Genomic DNA, 15,690 nt, shown 5'->3' on the forward strand with positions numbered 1-15,690 from the left:
CCGTTCACACGGCCGCGCCGCTGAGGAGCTGGATGGCCTCGCGGTAGCCATGCAGCGTCCCCACGTCGACGTACGCCTCGCCAGCCCGCACCGCCCGCGCGCTGCCGCCGCGCGCGAGGTACTCGTTCACCAGCGTCCCGATGTACGGGTCCGTCTGCCCGCGCTCGCACCAGAGATCGTGGAGCTCACGCATCACCGCCCCCGTGAGCTTGAAGGCGCCCCAGACCCACTGCGAGCGCGCGTCCCGCTGCTTGACCTGGATCTCGAGCACCCTGCCCTTCTCGTCGGTGACGACCGCGTCGAAGAACTCCGGGTGATCGACCGGAAAGAGCAGGAACGAGAGGCCCCCGCCATCGAGCGCGCGGAGCCCGTGCTCCGGGAACCACACCGTGTCGGGGAGCCCCACGAGGACCTCCTCCTCCGGCTGGATCCAGGGGAGCGACCGGAAGATGGCGTCACAGAGCCCCGCGGCGACCGGCTGCACCACATAACAGATGTGCGCCGGGCCGACGCTCGCGCCGTAATACTCGACGATGTCCGACTTGCCGGGCGAGATCACCATGCAGATCCGCGTCGCGCCGGCGAGGATCATCCGGTCGATGAGGTACTCGCTGACCGCGCGCGGCCGCTCCACGTCGCCGTCCCGGCGCGTCCCCACCGGGAGCAGCTCCTTCGAGAACGCGAGCGGCTGGATCCTGCTCCCCAGGCCCGCCGCCGGAATCACTCCCCACATCGCCCCTTGCCTCCTTTCATCGAGCCGAGACCGACTCGAGGATCGCCACGAGCTCCGCCGCGCGCCGCGCCGCGGTGTGCTCCGCGAGCACCCGCTCGCGCGCCGCGCCGGCGACGGCCGCGACCTCGGCCGCCGAGAGCGAGAGCGCCGCGACGGCCTCGTCCGCGGTCCTCGCCACGAGGATCTCCTTCCCCGGCGTGAAGAACCGGTCGAGCCCCTCCCAGCTGTCGCTCAGGATCGGCGTCCCGCACGCGGCCGCCTCGAAGAGCCGCCCGGAAGGACAGTACCCCATCGCCGCCATCGCCCCCCGGGTGATGTTGAGCGTCATCGGCGAGGAACAGTAGAACGCCGGGTGATCCGGCGGCGCCACGTGGCGCATGTAATAGATGTTCCCCGTCCACGGGAAATCCTCGGGATAGAGCGAGCCGCCGATGACGAACCGCTTTTGCGGCAGCCGCTTCGCCGGCTCCAGGAACAGGGCGGAGAGCGCCTCCTGCCGGTCGGCGGCGTACGTGCCGAGGTACGAGAGGTCCCCGCGGAACTCCTCCCGCGGCACGACCGGGCGGTGCACCTCGGGGTCGGCGCTGCCGTAGAGCGGGAACACCCGCCGGGCGCCGAGCTTCGCCTGGAGCGCGTCGAGCGCCGCGCCGCCCGTGTAGCTGAGCACGCAGTCGAAATCGACGAGCCCCCGCGGGCCGATGTAGCCGACCGGCTGGCCGGCGTTCAGCCGATCCAGCGTCACCGGCGTGTCGAGGTCGTAGAAGACCTTGAGGCCGCGCGACTCGAGGACCACCTCGGTCGCGGGGCCGCCGTCGGGGCAATACGAGGTCACCATCGCCGCGTCGGCCTCCCGGACGGCGCGCCGGGCCTCGGGGAGGAGGTCGTCGAACGAGCCGTAGAGCCGGAGCTCGTTGCCGTGCGCGAGCGAGTACAGATCCCGGTGCGAGGCGTAATAAGGGACGTCGCGCTCGAAGAAGGTGACGCGGTGCCCGGCCCGCCCGAGGGCGTTGATCACGCCGCGCCACAGCGTGGCGTGGCCGTTGCCCCAGGACGAGCTGATCGTCAGACCGAAGATGACGAGCCTCATCGCGAACCGGACCTCCTCTAGGCCTGCGTCTCCGCCGGGGCCGGCGCCGATGTCCGCCTCGGCTCGCCGAGGATCATCGCCTCCACCTCGGGGCGGCAGCGGACGCGCGGCACGAGCGCCCTCGCCTCCGGCCGGAGGCGGCGGAGCGTGTACGCCACCTTGGCGCGGGTGTGCTCGGGCCCGTAGTAATCGAGGAACCCGGCGCTGTTCAGCGAGAAGAACGAGAGCGCGTCGGCGTCGTTGAGCAGCGCGAGCTCGGCGTCGTCCCCCGGCCGCTCGTGCGACGCCACCAGCGCGCCGACCCGATCGAGGGCCTCGGGCGGGAGCCCGACCCCGGCGAGCGCGGCGCGCGCGAGGGCCGCCCCGCGGCGCGCGTGCTCGTCCTTGAAGGCCTGGTAGTCCGCGGCGCGGTGCTCGATCCGGACGTTCGCCTCGGAGACGAGCCGCTCCACGTCGTGGAACAGCGCCGCCGCCTGCGCGGCGACGGACGCGCGCGGATCGAGCCGGAGCATCCATTGCCAGACGTCGATCGCATGATCGTAGTCGGCCCGGACAAGCGGCCTGTCGAGATCGTAAAGCTCCCGGTGCCGCCCGAGGACGCGGGCGAAGACCGCGGTCGCGGAGGCGACATTCCTCCTCCGGACGAAGCGCTGGCAGCGGGTGAGGACCTCGTAGGCGGTGCGCGCCGCGCCCTCGCGATCGAGCCCCTGGAGCCGGAGGTCGAAGAGGCCGCGGGCGTCGAGCGCGTGCAGGTGCGTGTCGAGCGCCCACAGATCGAGCTGCGAGGCGCGCCACGCGCGGGCGTCGACGGCGGCGTGGGGCTCGTTCCCGGGCGGACAGGGCGCGTCGATCTCCACGCCGGGAAACTCCCGGGAGAGCGCCGCCTTGTCGGCAGGGGAGAGCAGCGGTGTCCCGCGGGCCGATGGTTCATCGCTGCTCGAAGTAGAGCCGGCAATGAGGATCAGGCGCTTGAGCATGAGCTTGCGTTCTTCGGTCAGCGACGGGCGTCGAGCTCGAACCGGCTTCCGCGCGAGGGCTGCCGCGGACGAATCACGGATACGGCGCCGTGAACCTATCTCCGCATCGGCCGTCGCACCATCGCGGAAATTCCGTACAGCAGCGTCAGGAAACAAGTGAGCGCGTGACGTGCAATCCGGAGCCAGCCCAGCGGCGCTACCCGAGCGCGCCCCGCGAGGCCGCGGGGGCGAGGCGCTCGAGCAGGGCAGAGCGATAGCGATGCCGCGCCGCGGCCAGACGCCGCGCCTCGCCCTCGTCCGGGAGCGACGCCGCGGCCATCGCGGCGTATCCCAGGCGCAGGAGCGCGTAGGCCAGCAGATACGCAGGCAAACGCCGCTCGGGGTCGTCGCCCGAGCGGCGCCGGTAGCGATCGAGGAAGGCGCGGCGGGCGTCGGGCGCCATCCGCCACTCGACGATGGCCCCGGCGAGATCCCAGGCGATGTCCGTGGGGCCGGGGAGGAAGTGATCGTCGCCGTGCCCGGCCGCGTCCACCTTGAAGAGCTCGCCTGAGGGCGACCCGAGCCACTCGTGAGGATCCATCTTGCCATCCACGAGCACGGGACGGGCGATCTCCAGGTGGAGCTCCGCCGGGAGCTCATTTCCCACTTCAACTGAGAAATTTGTACGTGCCATCGTAATGAGCTCGTCGTTGGCAGGGCTCGGGACGGGGAAGGCCGAGGCGCGGAAAGCGCAGTAATCGGCGAGGCGCTCCAGCACGGCGGTGGAGAGGTGGCCGGCCTCGAGCGGCCGGCCCGGGAGCCATGGATACGAGAGGAAGCCCTCGCCCTCGTCGCGCGGCGCCGGACCGAAGCCGGCTTGAGCGACGCCGCGGGCGCGCTCCAGGCACTCGGCCCCGTAGCGGCCCATCCCCTCGAATTTGAGAATCCGGCTGCCGTCACGGGAAAGAGACTTGAATCGCTCCATGGACGTCCAGGAGGGCGGCCAAAGCGATTCGTCGTCATAGAAGCGGCGGCGCCAGGTCCCGGCGCCGATGAACTCGCCAGCATCGGCCGGGACGTGTTTCCCGCCCTCGACGCGCTCGGCGCGGAACGACCGCCAGCGGCGGGCGCCGTCGGGCGCGACGAGGGCGTCGGGGTCCGGCGTGCTGGAGCCGAGGAAAACGATGTTCCCGCGCGGGACGCCGGCGCCGACCAGGGCGTCGCCCGTGGAGAGGAACGACGATCCGCTGAAGCCCGGCCCCTCGTCGGCGACCCAGAACTGCGCCCCCTCGGCGATGCCGTCCTCGACCCAGGCGAGCTCCCGGGCGCCGAGCTCGACGCGGCGATCGTAGGGGTGCCCGGACGGGCGCACGGTGATGCGGCCGGCCCGGATCCCCCGCCGGCGCAGGGCCGCGGCCGTCACCGCGCTCAGGGTGGTGCCGATGCTGCGGATCCCGACGACCCGGACCGGCGCCGGCGGGGACGCGAGCCGCTCGGCGAGCCGGGCGAAATCGAGCGGGTGGAGCGCGTAAAAGGAGAACCCTTCGGGCGGCGAGGTCGGGACCGTCGCGGGGACGTCGATCGCCGCGAGCGCCGCGAGGGCCTCGGGCGCGGTCAGGCGGCTGGCCGTCGGTGGACAGGCGTCTGGCTGTCCGTGATCCGACGTCGGACCGTCCGGGATCGCGGGCGCGCCCGCGCCGTCGCCGCCGACGAGCATGGCGGCGAGCTCGTCCGTGAACCGCGCCAGCAGGGAGGCGCTGACCGCGCCGGCGTCGGCGAGGATGGATTCGAGCTCGCCGGCGCGGATCAAGGCGCGGAGCACGACGCCGCGATCGCGATCGCGATCGCGATCGCGATCGGCGGGGGCGGCGAGCGCCCGGAGGTCGTCCGCGAGCTCGGCGACGAGCCGCGGCCCGGGGACGTCGCGGCGGCCGCTGCGGAACACGTACATGCGGTATCCGGAGCTGTCTGTCATGGAGGGGGGTTCCGCGGGGATCGGCTCGCAGGGGCCGGGCTGGCTCGCAGGAGCGCGCCCGAGCCGCAAGGAGCGGCGCGCGCAGCCCGGCCCGCGCACCGGCATGGTGCTCGGTCCTCCGGGCTGCCAGCCCTGCGTGGGGCGGGCGGGGGCCGATGCCAAGCGGGGCGCGCCGCAGCGCGGGGCCCTCCGGGCGGCGCGAGCAGCGCGGCCGCTACGGGCGCTGTCGCGGCGCCGCCCATTGCGCTCTCGCCCCGTCGATTGCCTCGCTCAGCGCGGGGCGCCGGCCGCGAGCGCGAACTCGATGTGCGCGTGCTCGTCGTGACGCCACCAGACCTGGCGCCGGAGGATCGCCCCGGAGAGCGGGCCCAGGGCGCGGCCCGCGGGGCTCGCGAGGAGCAGCGGCACGTACTCGGGCGCGAGGATGATCCGCTGGATCCGGAGCTTGCGCGGCCTCGCCTCCTCGTCGAGCGCGGACAGGAGCCGCGCGAGGTCGTCGAAGTCGATCGCCAGGTCGCCGCGGCGGCCCTGCGCGTCGAAGTCGAGCCCATAGCCGAGCTGGTTCCAGGGGTAGGTCGCGACGTCCGCGGGCCGCCCCGCGGCGTCGCGCAGCGGGACGAAGATATCGACGCTCAGCCCGTTCTGGTGCGTGCGATGCGGCCAGAACGCGCCGCCCTGGCGGTGGCCCGTCTCTCCCACGACGAAGCGCCGCCCAGGCCGCGCGGCCGACACGGCGGCGAACGCCTCGAGCAGCGCGTCGCGCACGGCGCCGTGCACGTACTGGCGGCCGAGGCTCGCTCCCAGGTACGAATACGTCACATGACCCGGCCCCGACGGGGGGAGCGGGTGCCCGTGCCGCAGGCGGCCCTGCGCCGGGCTGCCGGCGCTCTCCGAGGGCGCGTCGTCGTCGAGCCAGACGCGGGCGTGCGCCACGACGACGGGCGCGAGGAGGAGCAGACCGGCGGCGAGCGCGAGGCGCTTCAGGCGCGGGCGGAGCATCCCGGGGACTCCCCGCCCTCCGCGGGGCCGGGGCCCCGGGCCGATCGGGCCCTCGCGCGGCAAAGAGAGCCCACGCTAGGGGTCATCGAGATAGAAGGAGACGCTGCCGACCTGCGCGGATGGATTGAACGGGTCCTGGAGGTCGAACCTGAGCCCGCGGCATAGCGCGAAGACGCCGATCTCGCTGTACGATGCGTGACGGTGCGCCGCGATGGGCGCGTTTCCCGTCATGCCTCCGTCGATCCAGATATCGACGCCTCCTCCGGTCATCAGGTCAGCGACGGTGATCGGGAGTCGTGCGCTCATGCCGCTGCTCGGGTCGGCGTCCGGCCGATCGGCCCGGTCGTCGTGGGGCATGCACGTCCACGGATCGACCGAGGCGCTGCGACGCACGCACACGCGCGCGCCGGGCGCGAGCAGCTGGCCTCGGAGGACCGCGTGGGCGAGCCGGAGCTTCAACGGTCGCGCCGGCGGGAGCATGTCACCGCACGCGCCAGGGATGCACGCGCGGCCGGAGGAGCACTCCCGGCAGCTCGGCTCACCGGCCAGGCACACCGGCTTCTCGGTGTTCTGGCTGTCGACAGCGCACTGGTGTCCACCGCAGCAGGGCGAGGGGCACGCGTCGCCGGCCGCCGGGCGCGCACCGGCGGCCGGCGACGCGCCGGGCTGATGCGGCGGGACGCGCAGCGACACGACCGGTGGCGCTCCGGTCGTGGGGAACAACGGCTCAGCGGCATCGTCGCGGTCCACGCCGCGGCCGAGCGACACCGCGGCGGCGCCCGCCACGCCGAGGGTGAGCAGGCCGATCATCCGGCGCAGCGGGCTGGAACGGCGGGCCGGTCGCGCCGCGAGCGGAGGAGGGTCGGCGTCGGGGAGCGTCTGCGGGACACCTGACATGGCGCGCGCCGAGGCGCTGTGCGGGGGCGCCGAGGCGCGCGGCGGCCAGGAGGCCACCCCCGGATCGGAGGGCGCGGAGAGGCGCCAGGCCGACTGCGCGACGGCCGGCGGCGAGGGCGTCGAGACGGGCGGCGCCCCGCGGTGCGCCGCGTGCGCTTCGCGGCGCGGCGCGCGGGCCAGCTGCTCGACCACGCGGCGGATGCCCTGTACCACGTTGAGCCAGGCGTCGTCGCGAGACGGCCAGTTGACGACCGGGCGCCCGTTGTCCGGCAGCGGGCGGAGGCGCCTAAGCTGGGTCTGGTCCCACTCGCAGGGGCGGACCAGGACGGGGATGACCTGCGCCTCGCCGCGCTGCCATCGCTCGAGGGCCCTGGCCATCTCACGGTCATAGCAGTTGTCGGACGCGATGAACGTCGGGCTCACCAGCAACAGGATCAGCTGGGCAGCGCTGATGTGGCTGTCGATGAGCGTGCGAAAGCCCTGCCCCGGGGCGACCCGCTCGGCGTGCCAGGCCCGGATGAGCCCCTGCCGCTGCATGATCGCCAGGTGCTCCTCCAGCTCACGCCGGAGCGCCCTGTCCTCGTCGGCGTAGGAGATGAACACTTCGACGGGTCCAGGCACGCGTCTCCCCCTGCGATGGATCCCGCCGAGTATACGCGAGGGCTCGCCCGCGTGACCATCCTCACCCTGCGGGGCAGGCGCTCGTCCTCGCCGGCGAGGTCAGCCTGCCGCGCCGCCGGCGTCGAGGCGACGACCCCGCGCCGCCCCGCCTGTGCAAGACTGCGCGCCGATGCCGTACGACGATCTCCTCGGGCGCGTGGTCACCCTGCCGATACGGCGGTTCGGCCCGCCCGGCGCGTTCCTCTCGCCCGACCCGGGCGACCTGCGCCCGAACGCGCCGGTGCTCCTCCTGCCGGGCGGCGAGGTGCCCGAGGGGGCGCTGGAGGGCGACGAGCTCGAGGTCTTCGTCCACCTCGACTCGGAGGATCGCCCGATCGCGACCGCGCGCCGCCCGAAGGTCGCGCTCGGCGAGGTCGCCTTCCTCGAGGTCACCGACGTGGCGCGCTTCGGCGCGTTCGTCGACTGGGGTCTGCCCAAGGAGCTGCTCGTCCCGCACGCGGAGCAGACCCGCGAGCTGCGGGTCGGGCAGCGGCACCCGGTGGGCCTCATCGTGGACAGGACCGGCCGCCTCGCGGGGACGATGCGCGTCAGCGAGATGCTGCGCGACAAGGGGGAGTTCGATCTCGACGAGTGGGTCGACGGCGAGGCGTGGCGCAACGAGCCGGGGCTCGGGCTGTTCGTCATCCTCGAGCGCAGTTTCGTCGGCCTGGTCCCCGCGGACGAGCCGCACGCCCTCGCGCGCGGCGAGGCGGCGCGGTTCCGCGTGACCAGCGTGCTGTCCGACGGCAAGGTCGAGCTCTCGCTGCGCGGCCACGCCCACGAGGAGCTCGAGAACGACGCCCAGACGATCCTCGCGCGGCTCGCCCGCCCGGGCGCGCCGCGGGTCGGCGACCGCTCGAGCCCGGACGAGATCCGGGCGATCTTCGGCCTGAGCAAGAAGGCGTTCAAGCGCGCCGTGGGCCGCCTCCTGAAGCAGCGCGCGGTGGCCGTCGACGGCGAGGGGTTCCTCGTCCCCCACCGGCGCTGAGCCGGACGCCGGCCGAGCCCCGGCGCCCGGGGGTCACTCGAGCAGGCTGCGCAGCATCCACGCGGTCTTCTCGTGGATTTGCAGCCGCTGGGTGAGCAGATCGCAGGTCGGCTGATCGTTGGCCTGCTCGGCCACCGGGAAGATCTCGCGCGCCGTGCGCGCCACGGTCTCGTGCCCCTCGACGAGGAGCCTGATCATGTCGGTCGCCTTGGGGATGCCGTCCTCCTCCTTGATCGAGGAGAGCGCCACGAACTGCTTGTAGGTCCCCGGCGCGGGCAGGCCCAGCGCGCGGATGCGCTCGGCGACGAGGTCCACGGCGAGCGCCAGCTCGTTGTACTGCTGCTCGAACATGAGGTGCAGCGTCTGGAACATGGGACCCGTGACGTTCCAGTGGAAGTTGTGCGTCTTCAGGTAAAGCGTGTACGTGTCGGCCAGGACACGGCCGAGCCCAGCGCCGATCTGCTCGCGGGTCTTGGCGTCGATTCCGATGTTGATCTCCATGATGGCTCCTCTCGTGGCGTGTGCTCTCTGCATCGATGGGCCGGCCGCTGCGGAGGTGAAGGCCCGCACGGCGCCCTCCCTGGGGGGCGAGGCGCGGCCGGGAAGGTTCGTGCGCGCCGGTGCCGAGTCAATCGGGAGGCGCCTTCCGGCCGCCCGCGTTCACGCCTCTCCGATGCTGCGCATCGACAGCACCTCGATCGGGCGCAGCCCGAGCAGCGCATACGCCTGCTCCCAGCGCTGCTCCGCGGCCACGTCGAACAGGATCCGCTCGTCGAGCGGCACCGGCAGCCACGCGCCCGCGGCGATCTCCCGCTCGAGCTGCCCGGGCCCCCACCCGCTGTAGCCGAGGAGCACCGTCCTCCTCCGCGGGTCCGCCGAGGCCGCGCCGCGCACCGCGTCGGCCGCGAGCGTGTCGAACGCGCTCCGGGACGACGTGACCCGCACCCGGGAGCCCACCGGGATCACGCCCGACTCCTCGGCCCCGAGCGCCGGATCGAGGCACAGGATCCACCCCGAGCTCGGCTGGACCGGCCCGCCGAGGTAGACCGGCGCCGGGTCCTTCAGCTCGTTGCCGTAGCCGGCGAACGACAGGAGCTCGCCGAGCGTCATCGGCGCCGGCCGGTTCACCACGAACCCCAGCGCTCCGCTCTCGCTGTGGACCGCCAGCAGCACGACCGTCTTGTCGAAGTTCGGATCGCCCAGGGGCGGCGACGCGATGAGGAACCCAGGGGCCAGCACGCTCGCTTCGCTGTTCATCGGCGATCCTCCCTCGCAACGCTCGACCGGTCACTGCGTCCCGCACGAACCCGCCTGCCGACGCGGCGGGCCGAGCGGGGACCCGTCCGCACCTTACTCCCGCCCGCCGCGGCAGGCGATTGGGATCTCCCTCCGAGGCCGGAACGACGGGTATAGTGCGACCATGTACACGGTCGGCGTCCGCGATCACATCATGGTGGCCCACAGCCTCAAGGGGGAGCAGTTCGGCCCCGCGCAGCGCCTGCACGGCGCGACCTACACCGTCAGCGTGGAGGTGGACCGGGAGGAGCTGTCGCCCCTCGGCCAGGTGGTCGAGACGAGCGTGCTGCGGGACAACCTGCGCGGCGTGCTCGCCGAGATCGACTACCGCAACCTCGACGAGCACCCGGCCTTCGATGGCAAGCGCTCGACCCCGGAGCTCATCGCGCGCTACATCCACCGTGAGCTCGGCCGCCGGCTCCCGCTGAACGCCGGCACCACCCTCACGATCACGCTGCACGAGTCCCCGCTCGTGTGGGTCCGCTACCGCGCGCCGATCCGCGGCGCCTCCATCATGCCGACCGAGCTGGCCTGATCGCCGCGCTCCGGGCTTGGCACGCGGCCCCGCCCGCGGCAAAAGAGGGCGCCGATGACCGAGCCGGTCCGCACAGCGCCGATCGTCCTGAGCTTCCAGGGCGGCACCCTCCGCATCGAGGGGATCGCGCCGCGCCCCGCGCTGGCGCCCGCCGGCGAGCTCGACGGCGGCGCCCTCCCGGCGGAGGCGCCGGGCGGCGACGGGGCGCCGGGCTCGGCCGCGGAGGGCGCGCCGCTCGACCCCGCGTGCCTGCCCGCGTCCTGCCGCTGGGACGCGCGCGAGCGCGTCTACCGGGTGCCGGCCATCGACTACGCCGAGCTCGTCCTCCGGCTCCGCGCCCGCGGGGTCGCCTTCACCGATGCCGCCCGCAAGTACGAGGCGCTGCCGCTCGAGCCGCTCGCCAAGCACGACCCCTTCCCTTACCAGCGCGAGGCGCTCGAGGCGTGGGCCGGGCGGCGCAGCCGGGGCGTCGTCGTGCTCCCGACGGGCGCGGGCAAGACGTTCGTCGCGACGCTCGCGATCGCCGCGCGGCAGCGCAGCACGCTCGTGGTCGTCCCGACGCTCGATCTCCTGAACCAGTGGTACGACGGGCTCTCCGCCGCGTTCGGCGTCCCGATCGGCCTGCTCGGCGGCGGCTACCACGACGTCCTCGATCTGACGGTGACCACCTACGACTCGGCGCACGCCCACATGGACCGGCTCGGCGCCCGCTTCGGCCTCGTCATCTTCGACGAGTGCCACCACCTGCCGAGCCCGTCGTACGCGCTCGCCGCGAAGATGTGCCTCGCGCCCTTCCGCCTCGGCCTCACCGCGACGCCCGAGCGCGCCGACGGCCGGGGCTACGACGACCTCATCGGCCCCATCGTCTTCCGCCGGGAGATCACCGAGCTCTCCGGGCAGTACCTCGCGGCCTACGACGTCGTCCGGCTCGACGTCCCGCTCTCGGAGGACGAGCGCGCCGCGTACGAGGCGGCGCGCGGCGTGTACATCGGCTTTCTGCGCGCGAACGGCATCCGCATGCCCGAGGGGTGGGGGCAGTTCATCCTGCTGAGCTCGCAGTCCGACGCCGGCCGCCGCGCCTTCGAGGCGTACCGCCGGCAGCGGAGCCTCGCCCTCTGCGCGCCCGGCAAGATCGACGTGCTCGCGCGGCTGCTCCACGCCCACCGCGCCGATCGCACGCTGGTCTTCACCGAGGACAACGCCACGGTCTACCAGATCTCGCGGCAGTTCCTGCTGCCGGCCATCACGCACCAGACGAAGGTGAAGGAGCGCAGCGCCATCCTCGAGGCGTTCAACCGCGGCGCGCTGTCGGCGGTGGTCACGTCGAAGGTGCTGAACGAGGGGGTCAACGTGCCCGAGGCGAACGTCGCGATCGTCCTGTCGGGCAGCGGCTCGGTGCGGGAGCACGTCCAGCGGCTCGGCCGCATCCTGCGGCGGAGCGAGAACAAGACGGCGATCCTCTACGAGCTCGTGGCCCTCGGCACGAGCGAGCAGCGGGTGAGCGACAAGCGCCGGGAGCACGTTGCTTACCAGTGATCTCGTCCGCGTCCGCCGGCGGGCCGGGCTGCTCGTCCCGCAGTACCTCCGCGGCGCCGCCGCCGAGCGGCTGCTCCCGGTCGCGCGCGCGTACATCGACATCCTGTCCCAGCGCGTCGGCGAGCGCCGCGACGACGTCGAGGCCGCGCTCGACGCCGTCGAGGTGCCCGCGCGGGATCGCGTCGCCGCGCTCGGCCTGCGGAAGGTGCTCGAGGACGGCTGCGAGTACGAGGTGCAGGAGGGCGTCGACCCCGAGGCGCTCCGGCGGGAGCTGTTCCTGGCCGCGGCGGCGGCGCACCGCGCCCTCGACGTCCGCGCCCGCTTCGATCGCGCCGCGGTGCTCGACGAGGTGGCCGCCCGGCTCGGCACGACGCCCGCCGCGATCGAGGCGGGGCTCTACGCCGACCTGCGCGGCGCCGAGATCCTCCGGCGCGCGGCCGCGGACGCGCCGGAGATCCTGCTCGACCGGTACAACCTGTCGCTGGCGCAGTCGATCCTGCTGAAGGCGACGCAGGTGACGATCCGCGTCGAGGGCGAGAGCGCCCCGCGGTACCGGCGGCTCTTCCGCGCGGCGCGGTTTCACGGGCTGATCCACGTGGTCCAGGGCGATCCGGTCTCCGGCTACACGATCGTGCTCGACGGCCCGTTCAGCCTGTTCGATGCGGTGCAGCGTTACGGCCTGCGGCTCGCGATGTTCCTCCCGTCGGTGCTCTCGTGCGCCTCGTTCCGGCTGCGCGCCGACCTGCGCTGGGGGCGCGACAAGGAGCCGCTCGCGGTCGAGATGGGCCCAGCGGACGGGCTCGTGTTCCACGGGCGCGAGCTCGCGGACACGACGCCGGAGCTCGACGCGTTCTGCGAGGGGTTCAGAAAGCTCGGATCGCCCTGGACCGTGTCGCCGAACGAGCGGCTGTTCGCGCTGCCCGGAGAGGTGGTGTGCGTCCCGGACCTCGTGTTCCTGAACGCGGAGACCGGGGAGGAGGTGTACCTGGAGGCGTTCGGCTTCTGGAGCCGAGACGCGGTGTGGCGACGCGTCGAGCTGATCCGGAAGGGGTTTCCGGCGAGGATCCTGCTCGCGGTCGGCAAGCAGCTCCGCGTGAGCGAGGAGGTGCTGGGGGAGGACGAGGCGGGGGAGATCTATGTGTACCGGGCGACGATGTCGCCGCGGGCGGTGCTGGCGCGGCTGGACGGCAAGCGCGGAGGGGCGTGAGGGCTGAGGGGGCCGGGGGGAGCGCCGAGGGGTGGGCTCAATCTGCTCCTTGAAGGCAGAAGTCGACGGCCTCGATGCGGAGGACGTCGCCTGACTGCATCTCGATCTCCACGCGCGCGAGCTCGCCCTCTGCGGGGAAAGGTCCCCGGACCTCGTTGATCGAGGCGCTGAATTCCCAGGGCAGCTGCCTTTCGCACTCCATCCGGCGCACCGACGATGCCACCACGACGAGCTGAGGCTGCTCTGCGTCAACGGTGCGGACCCGCAGGCGCACGTCGCCAGACGCCCAGCGGAGCTCGATCGTCTCGAGCGTCGCGTCGTGTAGCGATCGCCACGTCTCGTCCCTTGTCACCACGTGCCCTGAAGGAAGACCCCCGCCCGCTCTGCCGTCATCACCGGCACGACGCGGACGCCCTGGCGGGCCGGCTCGCGCGCCAGGTACGACAGATCCGTGAGGAACGCGGCCGCCGTCACGGCCGCGAAGACGCCGCCCGCGACCAGCGTCCCCACCCCGAGTTCGCGGAACAGGTCCCGCGCCTCGGCCGTGTCGCGCACCTCGGCGCACCCCGGCGGCGCGTCCGCTGCCCCGCACGCGGACGGGTCCCCTCCCCCGCGGCGGAGCGCGGCCTCCTGCGCGGCGAGGTCGTCGCGGAGGACGCCGGACCGCAGGAGGAAGACCGTGCCGGCCGCCACCGTCGCCGTCGTGAGCGCCACCCCGCCGATGCGCAGCTCCGCCAGCGGGAAGGTCGACCCCGGAGGCGCAGCCGGAGCCGCCGACAGCGGCGCACCAGGGGCCGCCTCGGGCGCGCGCGCGACGCGCTCCGGAAGGCGCCGCAGCTTGAGGGCGACCGGGTGCGTCAGGCCAGCCTCGGCGAAGAACGAGCTCACCGCCTCCTCGTGCCCCTCGAGCCGCGCCCGCGCGGTGTGCTGCCCCGGCTCCACGAACACCTCGTGGACCGGCTCCGGCGGGTAGAGCGCCTGCTCGTCGATCAGGACCTCGGCGCCCGGCGGGTTGGTCGTCACGTAGACCGTCGCCACGCGCTTCGTGGCGCGCTGCAGGCCATCATCGACCTGGCCGCGGAGCCACCCGCTGATCACGCCCCGGTGCTGGAGGCACTGCGCCAGGTGGGTCGCCGCGTCCCGATGCCGCCCCAGCGCGAGCTCGACCAGCCCGAGCTCACCGGCGATCGTCGCCCGCTCCGCGTCGGTCGTCCACGCCGCCTGCGCGGCCTCCAGCGCCCGCTCGTAGGTCGCCGCGGCCGCCACCTGCCGCCCGGCCGCCTGCGCCTGCCTGGCGCGGCGCAGCAGCCCCGTCGTCATCGACGCCGCGCGCGCGTCCGGATCGAGGTAGGGCTCGTCCGCGCTCGCCGCATTCCCGACACCGGCGACGGACATCCCGAGAGCACATGGCAGCAGCCAGGAGATGAAGCGACGCACGCACTCTGAGATACTTGCTGCGGCGATCCCAAGTCAATTGGCAGCGTCGTCGCTCCACGGTCCCGCAGGCCTGCGTCCACGCCCGCGTTCCCTCCGGCGGCGTGATCCGCGGCCGCACAGGGCGCTTGCCGCCGCGGAGGCGGTAGGTCGCGTGGCCGGTCGGGAGCCGCTGCCGCTCCAGCACGCGCCCGCCGCCGCCGGCCCCATCGAGAAGGCTGGATCCGGGAGCCCCTCCCGGCGACGGGCGCGCACGCGCAGCACCCATGGGTTGCCGCAAAGAGCCGGTCCCCCTGCTCCGTGCCCTGGTACACTCCCGGCCGCGCCCCGACAGCGGCCCGAGTCCAGCACAGCGGGCGCTGTTGCGCTGATCACACCGGCCGTCGACGACCCAGGGAAAGCCGTGGAGAGCAAGACCAAGAACACGAAGACACGCCCGCAGATCGCGGCCATGGCCGCCAGGGCCTTCGGGGGCGCGGCGCTCGCGAGCGGCGAGGATGCCGTGCGCGAGCTGAAGGAAGGCTGGTTCAACGCGGCTTACGACGTCCGGCTCGCCGACGGCCGGGAGGTCATCCTCAAGATCGCGCCTCCGAGAGACGCGGAAGTCCTGTCGTACGAGAAGAACCTCATGGCCACCGAGGTCGCCGCCATGCGCCTGGCCCGGCAGAACCCGGCCATTCCGGTGCCCGAGGTCTACTTCTACGACGACGCCCGCGCTCTGTGCGACTCGGACTATTTCTTCATGGAGAAGGTCGCCGGGGACAACCTCGAGCACGTGAGGCCGAGCCTGCCCCCCGAAGCGCAGGCGTCCATCGATCGGCACATCGGCGAGATCATCCGGGAGATCAACGGCTTCACCGGCACCTATTTCGGTTATGACGGGAACCCGGACCTGCGCGCGAGCACATGGAGAGAGGCGTTCCTCGAGATCATGGAATCGGTGCTCGACGACGGCGCGAGGAAGAACGTGGCGTACGACTACGGCTACGACGAGATCCGCGCCGCCGTCCTCAAGCACGCCTCCGCGCTGGAGGAGATCACCACGCCTCGCCTGGTCCACTGGGACGCCTGGGACCTCAACCTGTTCGTCAAGGACGGCAGGGTCACCGGCATCATCGACTTCGAGAGGGCGCTGTGGGCCGATCCCTTGATGGAGTCCCAGTTCCGGTCGCTCTTCAGCGACGGCATCACCCACAGCATGCGCGGCTACGGCAAGACCTCCTTCACCCGCGAGGAGGAACAAAGGTGTTGCTTGTATTCGCTGCACCTCGCCCTGATCATGAACACGGAATGTTATTACCGGAATTATGACACGGATTCTGTTTACAACCTGTCCAGGCAGCTGATGGGCGCGAGCATGGACTGGCTGAAAGCCGGCTGAGCGCGC

Annotated in this window: 15 protein-coding genes; 5 read left to right on the top strand and 10 right to left on the bottom strand. The window is 73.0% G+C overall.

What is annotated here, in order from left to right; translation table 11 throughout:
* Nucleotides 1-4: 4 nt before the first annotated feature.
* The 6 genes from WME83_RS39945 to WME83_RS39970 form a co-directional block, all read right to left on the bottom strand.
* Nucleotides 5-733 (bottom strand): sugar phosphate nucleotidyltransferase, encoded by a 729-nt coding sequence (locus WME83_RS39945; protein WP_437314956.1) that lies wholly within the window; start codon nucleotides 731-733, stop codon nucleotides 5-7.
* A 16-nt stretch (nucleotides 734-749) separates the two neighbouring features.
* Nucleotides 750-1,820 carry a CgeB family protein gene (locus WME83_RS39950; protein WP_437314957.1) on the bottom strand — a complete coding sequence of 357 codons (1,071 nt, stop codon included), beginning with the start codon at nucleotides 1,818-1,820 and terminating at the stop codon, nucleotides 750-752.
* A 17-nt stretch (nucleotides 1,821-1,837) separates the two neighbouring features.
* Nucleotides 1,838-2,677 carry a DUF4202 family protein gene (locus tag WME83_RS39955; protein ID WP_437314958.1) on the bottom strand — a complete coding sequence of 280 codons (840 nt, stop codon included), beginning with the start codon at nucleotides 2,675-2,677 and terminating at the stop codon, nucleotides 1,838-1,840.
* 316 nt (nucleotides 2,678-2,993) lie between these two features.
* The gene (locus WME83_RS39960) at nucleotides 2,994-4,751 is read right to left on the bottom strand and encodes a hypothetical protein (protein WP_437314959.1); all 1,758 of its coding nucleotides are present in this window, start codon (nucleotides 4,749-4,751) and stop codon (nucleotides 2,994-2,996) included.
* A gap of 270 nt (nucleotides 4,752-5,021) precedes the next feature.
* On the bottom strand, nucleotides 5,022-5,750 hold the full coding sequence (locus WME83_RS39965; protein WP_437314960.1) for a penicillin-insensitive murein endopeptidase: 729 nt from the start codon (nucleotides 5,748-5,750) through the stop codon (nucleotides 5,022-5,024).
* A gap of 75 nt (nucleotides 5,751-5,825) precedes the next feature.
* Entirely contained in the window at nucleotides 5,826-7,268 is a 1,443-nt protein-coding gene (locus WME83_RS39970; protein WP_437314961.1) for a TIR domain-containing protein, read from the bottom strand.
* Nucleotides 7,269-7,437: 169 nt separating this feature from the next.
* Between WME83_RS39970 and WME83_RS39975 the strand changes: the two genes are divergently transcribed.
* A complete protein-coding gene (locus WME83_RS39975; RefSeq protein ID WP_437314962.1) occupies nucleotides 7,438-8,295 on the top strand; it encodes a CvfB family protein in 858 nt (285 codons plus the stop codon).
* Nucleotides 8,296-8,328: 33 nt separating this feature from the next.
* On the opposite strand, the gene WME83_RS39980 is transcribed toward WME83_RS39975, so the two are convergent.
* Together WME83_RS39980 and WME83_RS39985 are read right to left on the bottom strand one after the other, a co-directional pair.
* Nucleotides 8,329-8,796, bottom strand: a complete 468-nt coding sequence (locus tag WME83_RS39980; protein ID WP_437314963.1) for a Dps family protein — start codon at nucleotides 8,794-8,796, stop codon at nucleotides 8,329-8,331.
* 159 nt (nucleotides 8,797-8,955) lie between these two features.
* On the bottom strand, nucleotides 8,956-9,552 hold the full coding sequence (locus WME83_RS39985; RefSeq protein ID WP_437314964.1) for a YqgE/AlgH family protein: 597 nt from the start codon (nucleotides 9,550-9,552) through the stop codon (nucleotides 8,956-8,958).
* A 163-nt stretch (nucleotides 9,553-9,715) separates the two neighbouring features.
* Between WME83_RS39985 and WME83_RS39990 the strand changes: the two genes are divergently transcribed.
* From WME83_RS39990 to WME83_RS40000, 3 genes are read left to right on the top strand one after another with little or no spacing between them, the layout of a single operon-like run.
* Entirely contained in the window at nucleotides 9,716-10,126 is a 411-nt protein-coding gene (locus WME83_RS39990) for a 6-pyruvoyl trahydropterin synthase family protein (RefSeq protein ID WP_437314965.1), read from the top strand.
* 54 nt (nucleotides 10,127-10,180) lie between these two features.
* Nucleotides 10,181-11,662: a DEAD/DEAH box helicase gene (locus WME83_RS39995; protein ID WP_437314966.1), complete on the top strand. Its 1,482-nt coding sequence runs from the start codon at nucleotides 10,181-10,183 to the stop codon at nucleotides 11,660-11,662.
* On the top strand, nucleotides 11,649-12,869 hold the full coding sequence (locus WME83_RS40000) for a DUF790 family protein (protein ID WP_437314967.1): 1,221 nt from the start codon (nucleotides 11,649-11,651) through the stop codon (nucleotides 12,867-12,869). Before WME83_RS39995 ends, WME83_RS40000 begins: the two co-directional genes overlap by 14 nt.
* 37 nt (nucleotides 12,870-12,906) lie before the next feature.
* Here WME83_RS40000 and WME83_RS40005 read toward each other — a convergent pair whose 3' ends face one another.
* Together WME83_RS40005 and WME83_RS40010 are read right to left on the bottom strand one after the other, a co-directional pair.
* Nucleotides 12,907-13,224 carry a hypothetical protein gene (locus WME83_RS40005; protein ID WP_437314968.1) on the bottom strand — a complete coding sequence of 106 codons (318 nt, stop codon included), beginning with the start codon at nucleotides 13,222-13,224 and terminating at the stop codon, nucleotides 12,907-12,909.
* Entirely contained in the window at nucleotides 13,218-14,264 is a 1,047-nt protein-coding gene (locus WME83_RS40010; RefSeq protein WP_437314969.1) for a PEGA domain-containing protein, read from the bottom strand. Before WME83_RS40010 ends, WME83_RS40005 begins: the two co-directional genes overlap by 7 nt.
* Before the next feature lie 442 nt (nucleotides 14,265-14,706).
* Between WME83_RS40010 and WME83_RS40015 the strand changes: the two genes are divergently transcribed.
* A complete protein-coding gene (locus WME83_RS40015; RefSeq protein WP_437314970.1) occupies nucleotides 14,707-15,684 on the top strand; it encodes a phosphotransferase family protein in 978 nt (325 codons plus the stop codon).
* The last annotated feature ends 6 nt before the right edge of the window (nucleotides 15,685-15,690 follow it).

This window comes from Sorangium sp. So ce385, assembly GCF_051474135.1.
Classification (GTDB): Bacteria; Myxococcota_A; Polyangia; order Polyangiales; family Polyangiaceae; genus Sorangium; species Sorangium cellulosum_D.

What these genes read in the sequence shown, in the direction of transcription:
- WME83_RS39945 (WP_437314956.1), bottom strand. Translation starts at nt 733, where the DNA reads ATGTGGGGAGTGATTCCGGCGGCGGGCCTGGGGAGCAGGATCCAGCCG.
- WME83_RS39950 (WP_437314957.1), bottom strand. Translation starts at nt 1,820, where the DNA reads ATGAGGCTCGTCATCTTCGGTCTGACGATCAGCTCGTCCTGGGGCAAC.
- WME83_RS39960 (WP_437314959.1), bottom strand. Translation starts at nt 4,751, where the DNA reads ATGACAGACAGCTCCGGATACCGCATGTACGTGTTCCGCAGCGGCCGC.
- WME83_RS39965 (WP_437314960.1), bottom strand. Translation starts at nt 5,750, where the DNA reads ATGCTCCGCCCGCGCCTGAAGCGCCTCGCGCTCGCCGCCGGTCTGCTC.
- WME83_RS39975 (WP_437314962.1), top strand. Translation starts at nt 7,438, where the DNA reads ATGCCGTACGACGATCTCCTCGGGCGCGTGGTCACCCTGCCGATACGG.
- WME83_RS39980 (WP_437314963.1), bottom strand. Translation starts at nt 8,796, where the DNA reads ATGGAGATCAACATCGGAATCGACGCCAAGACCCGCGAGCAGATCGGC.
- WME83_RS39985 (WP_437314964.1), bottom strand. Translation starts at nt 9,552, where the DNA reads ATGAACAGCGAAGCGAGCGTGCTGGCCCCTGGGTTCCTCATCGCGTCG.
- WME83_RS39990 (WP_437314965.1), top strand. Translation starts at nt 9,716, where the DNA reads ATGTACACGGTCGGCGTCCGCGATCACATCATGGTGGCCCACAGCCTC.
- WME83_RS39995 (WP_437314966.1), top strand. Translation starts at nt 10,181, where the DNA reads ATGACCGAGCCGGTCCGCACAGCGCCGATCGTCCTGAGCTTCCAGGGC.
- WME83_RS40010 (WP_437314969.1), bottom strand. Translation starts at nt 14,264, where the DNA reads ATGTCCGTCGCCGGTGTCGGGAATGCGGCGAGCGCGGACGAGCCCTAC.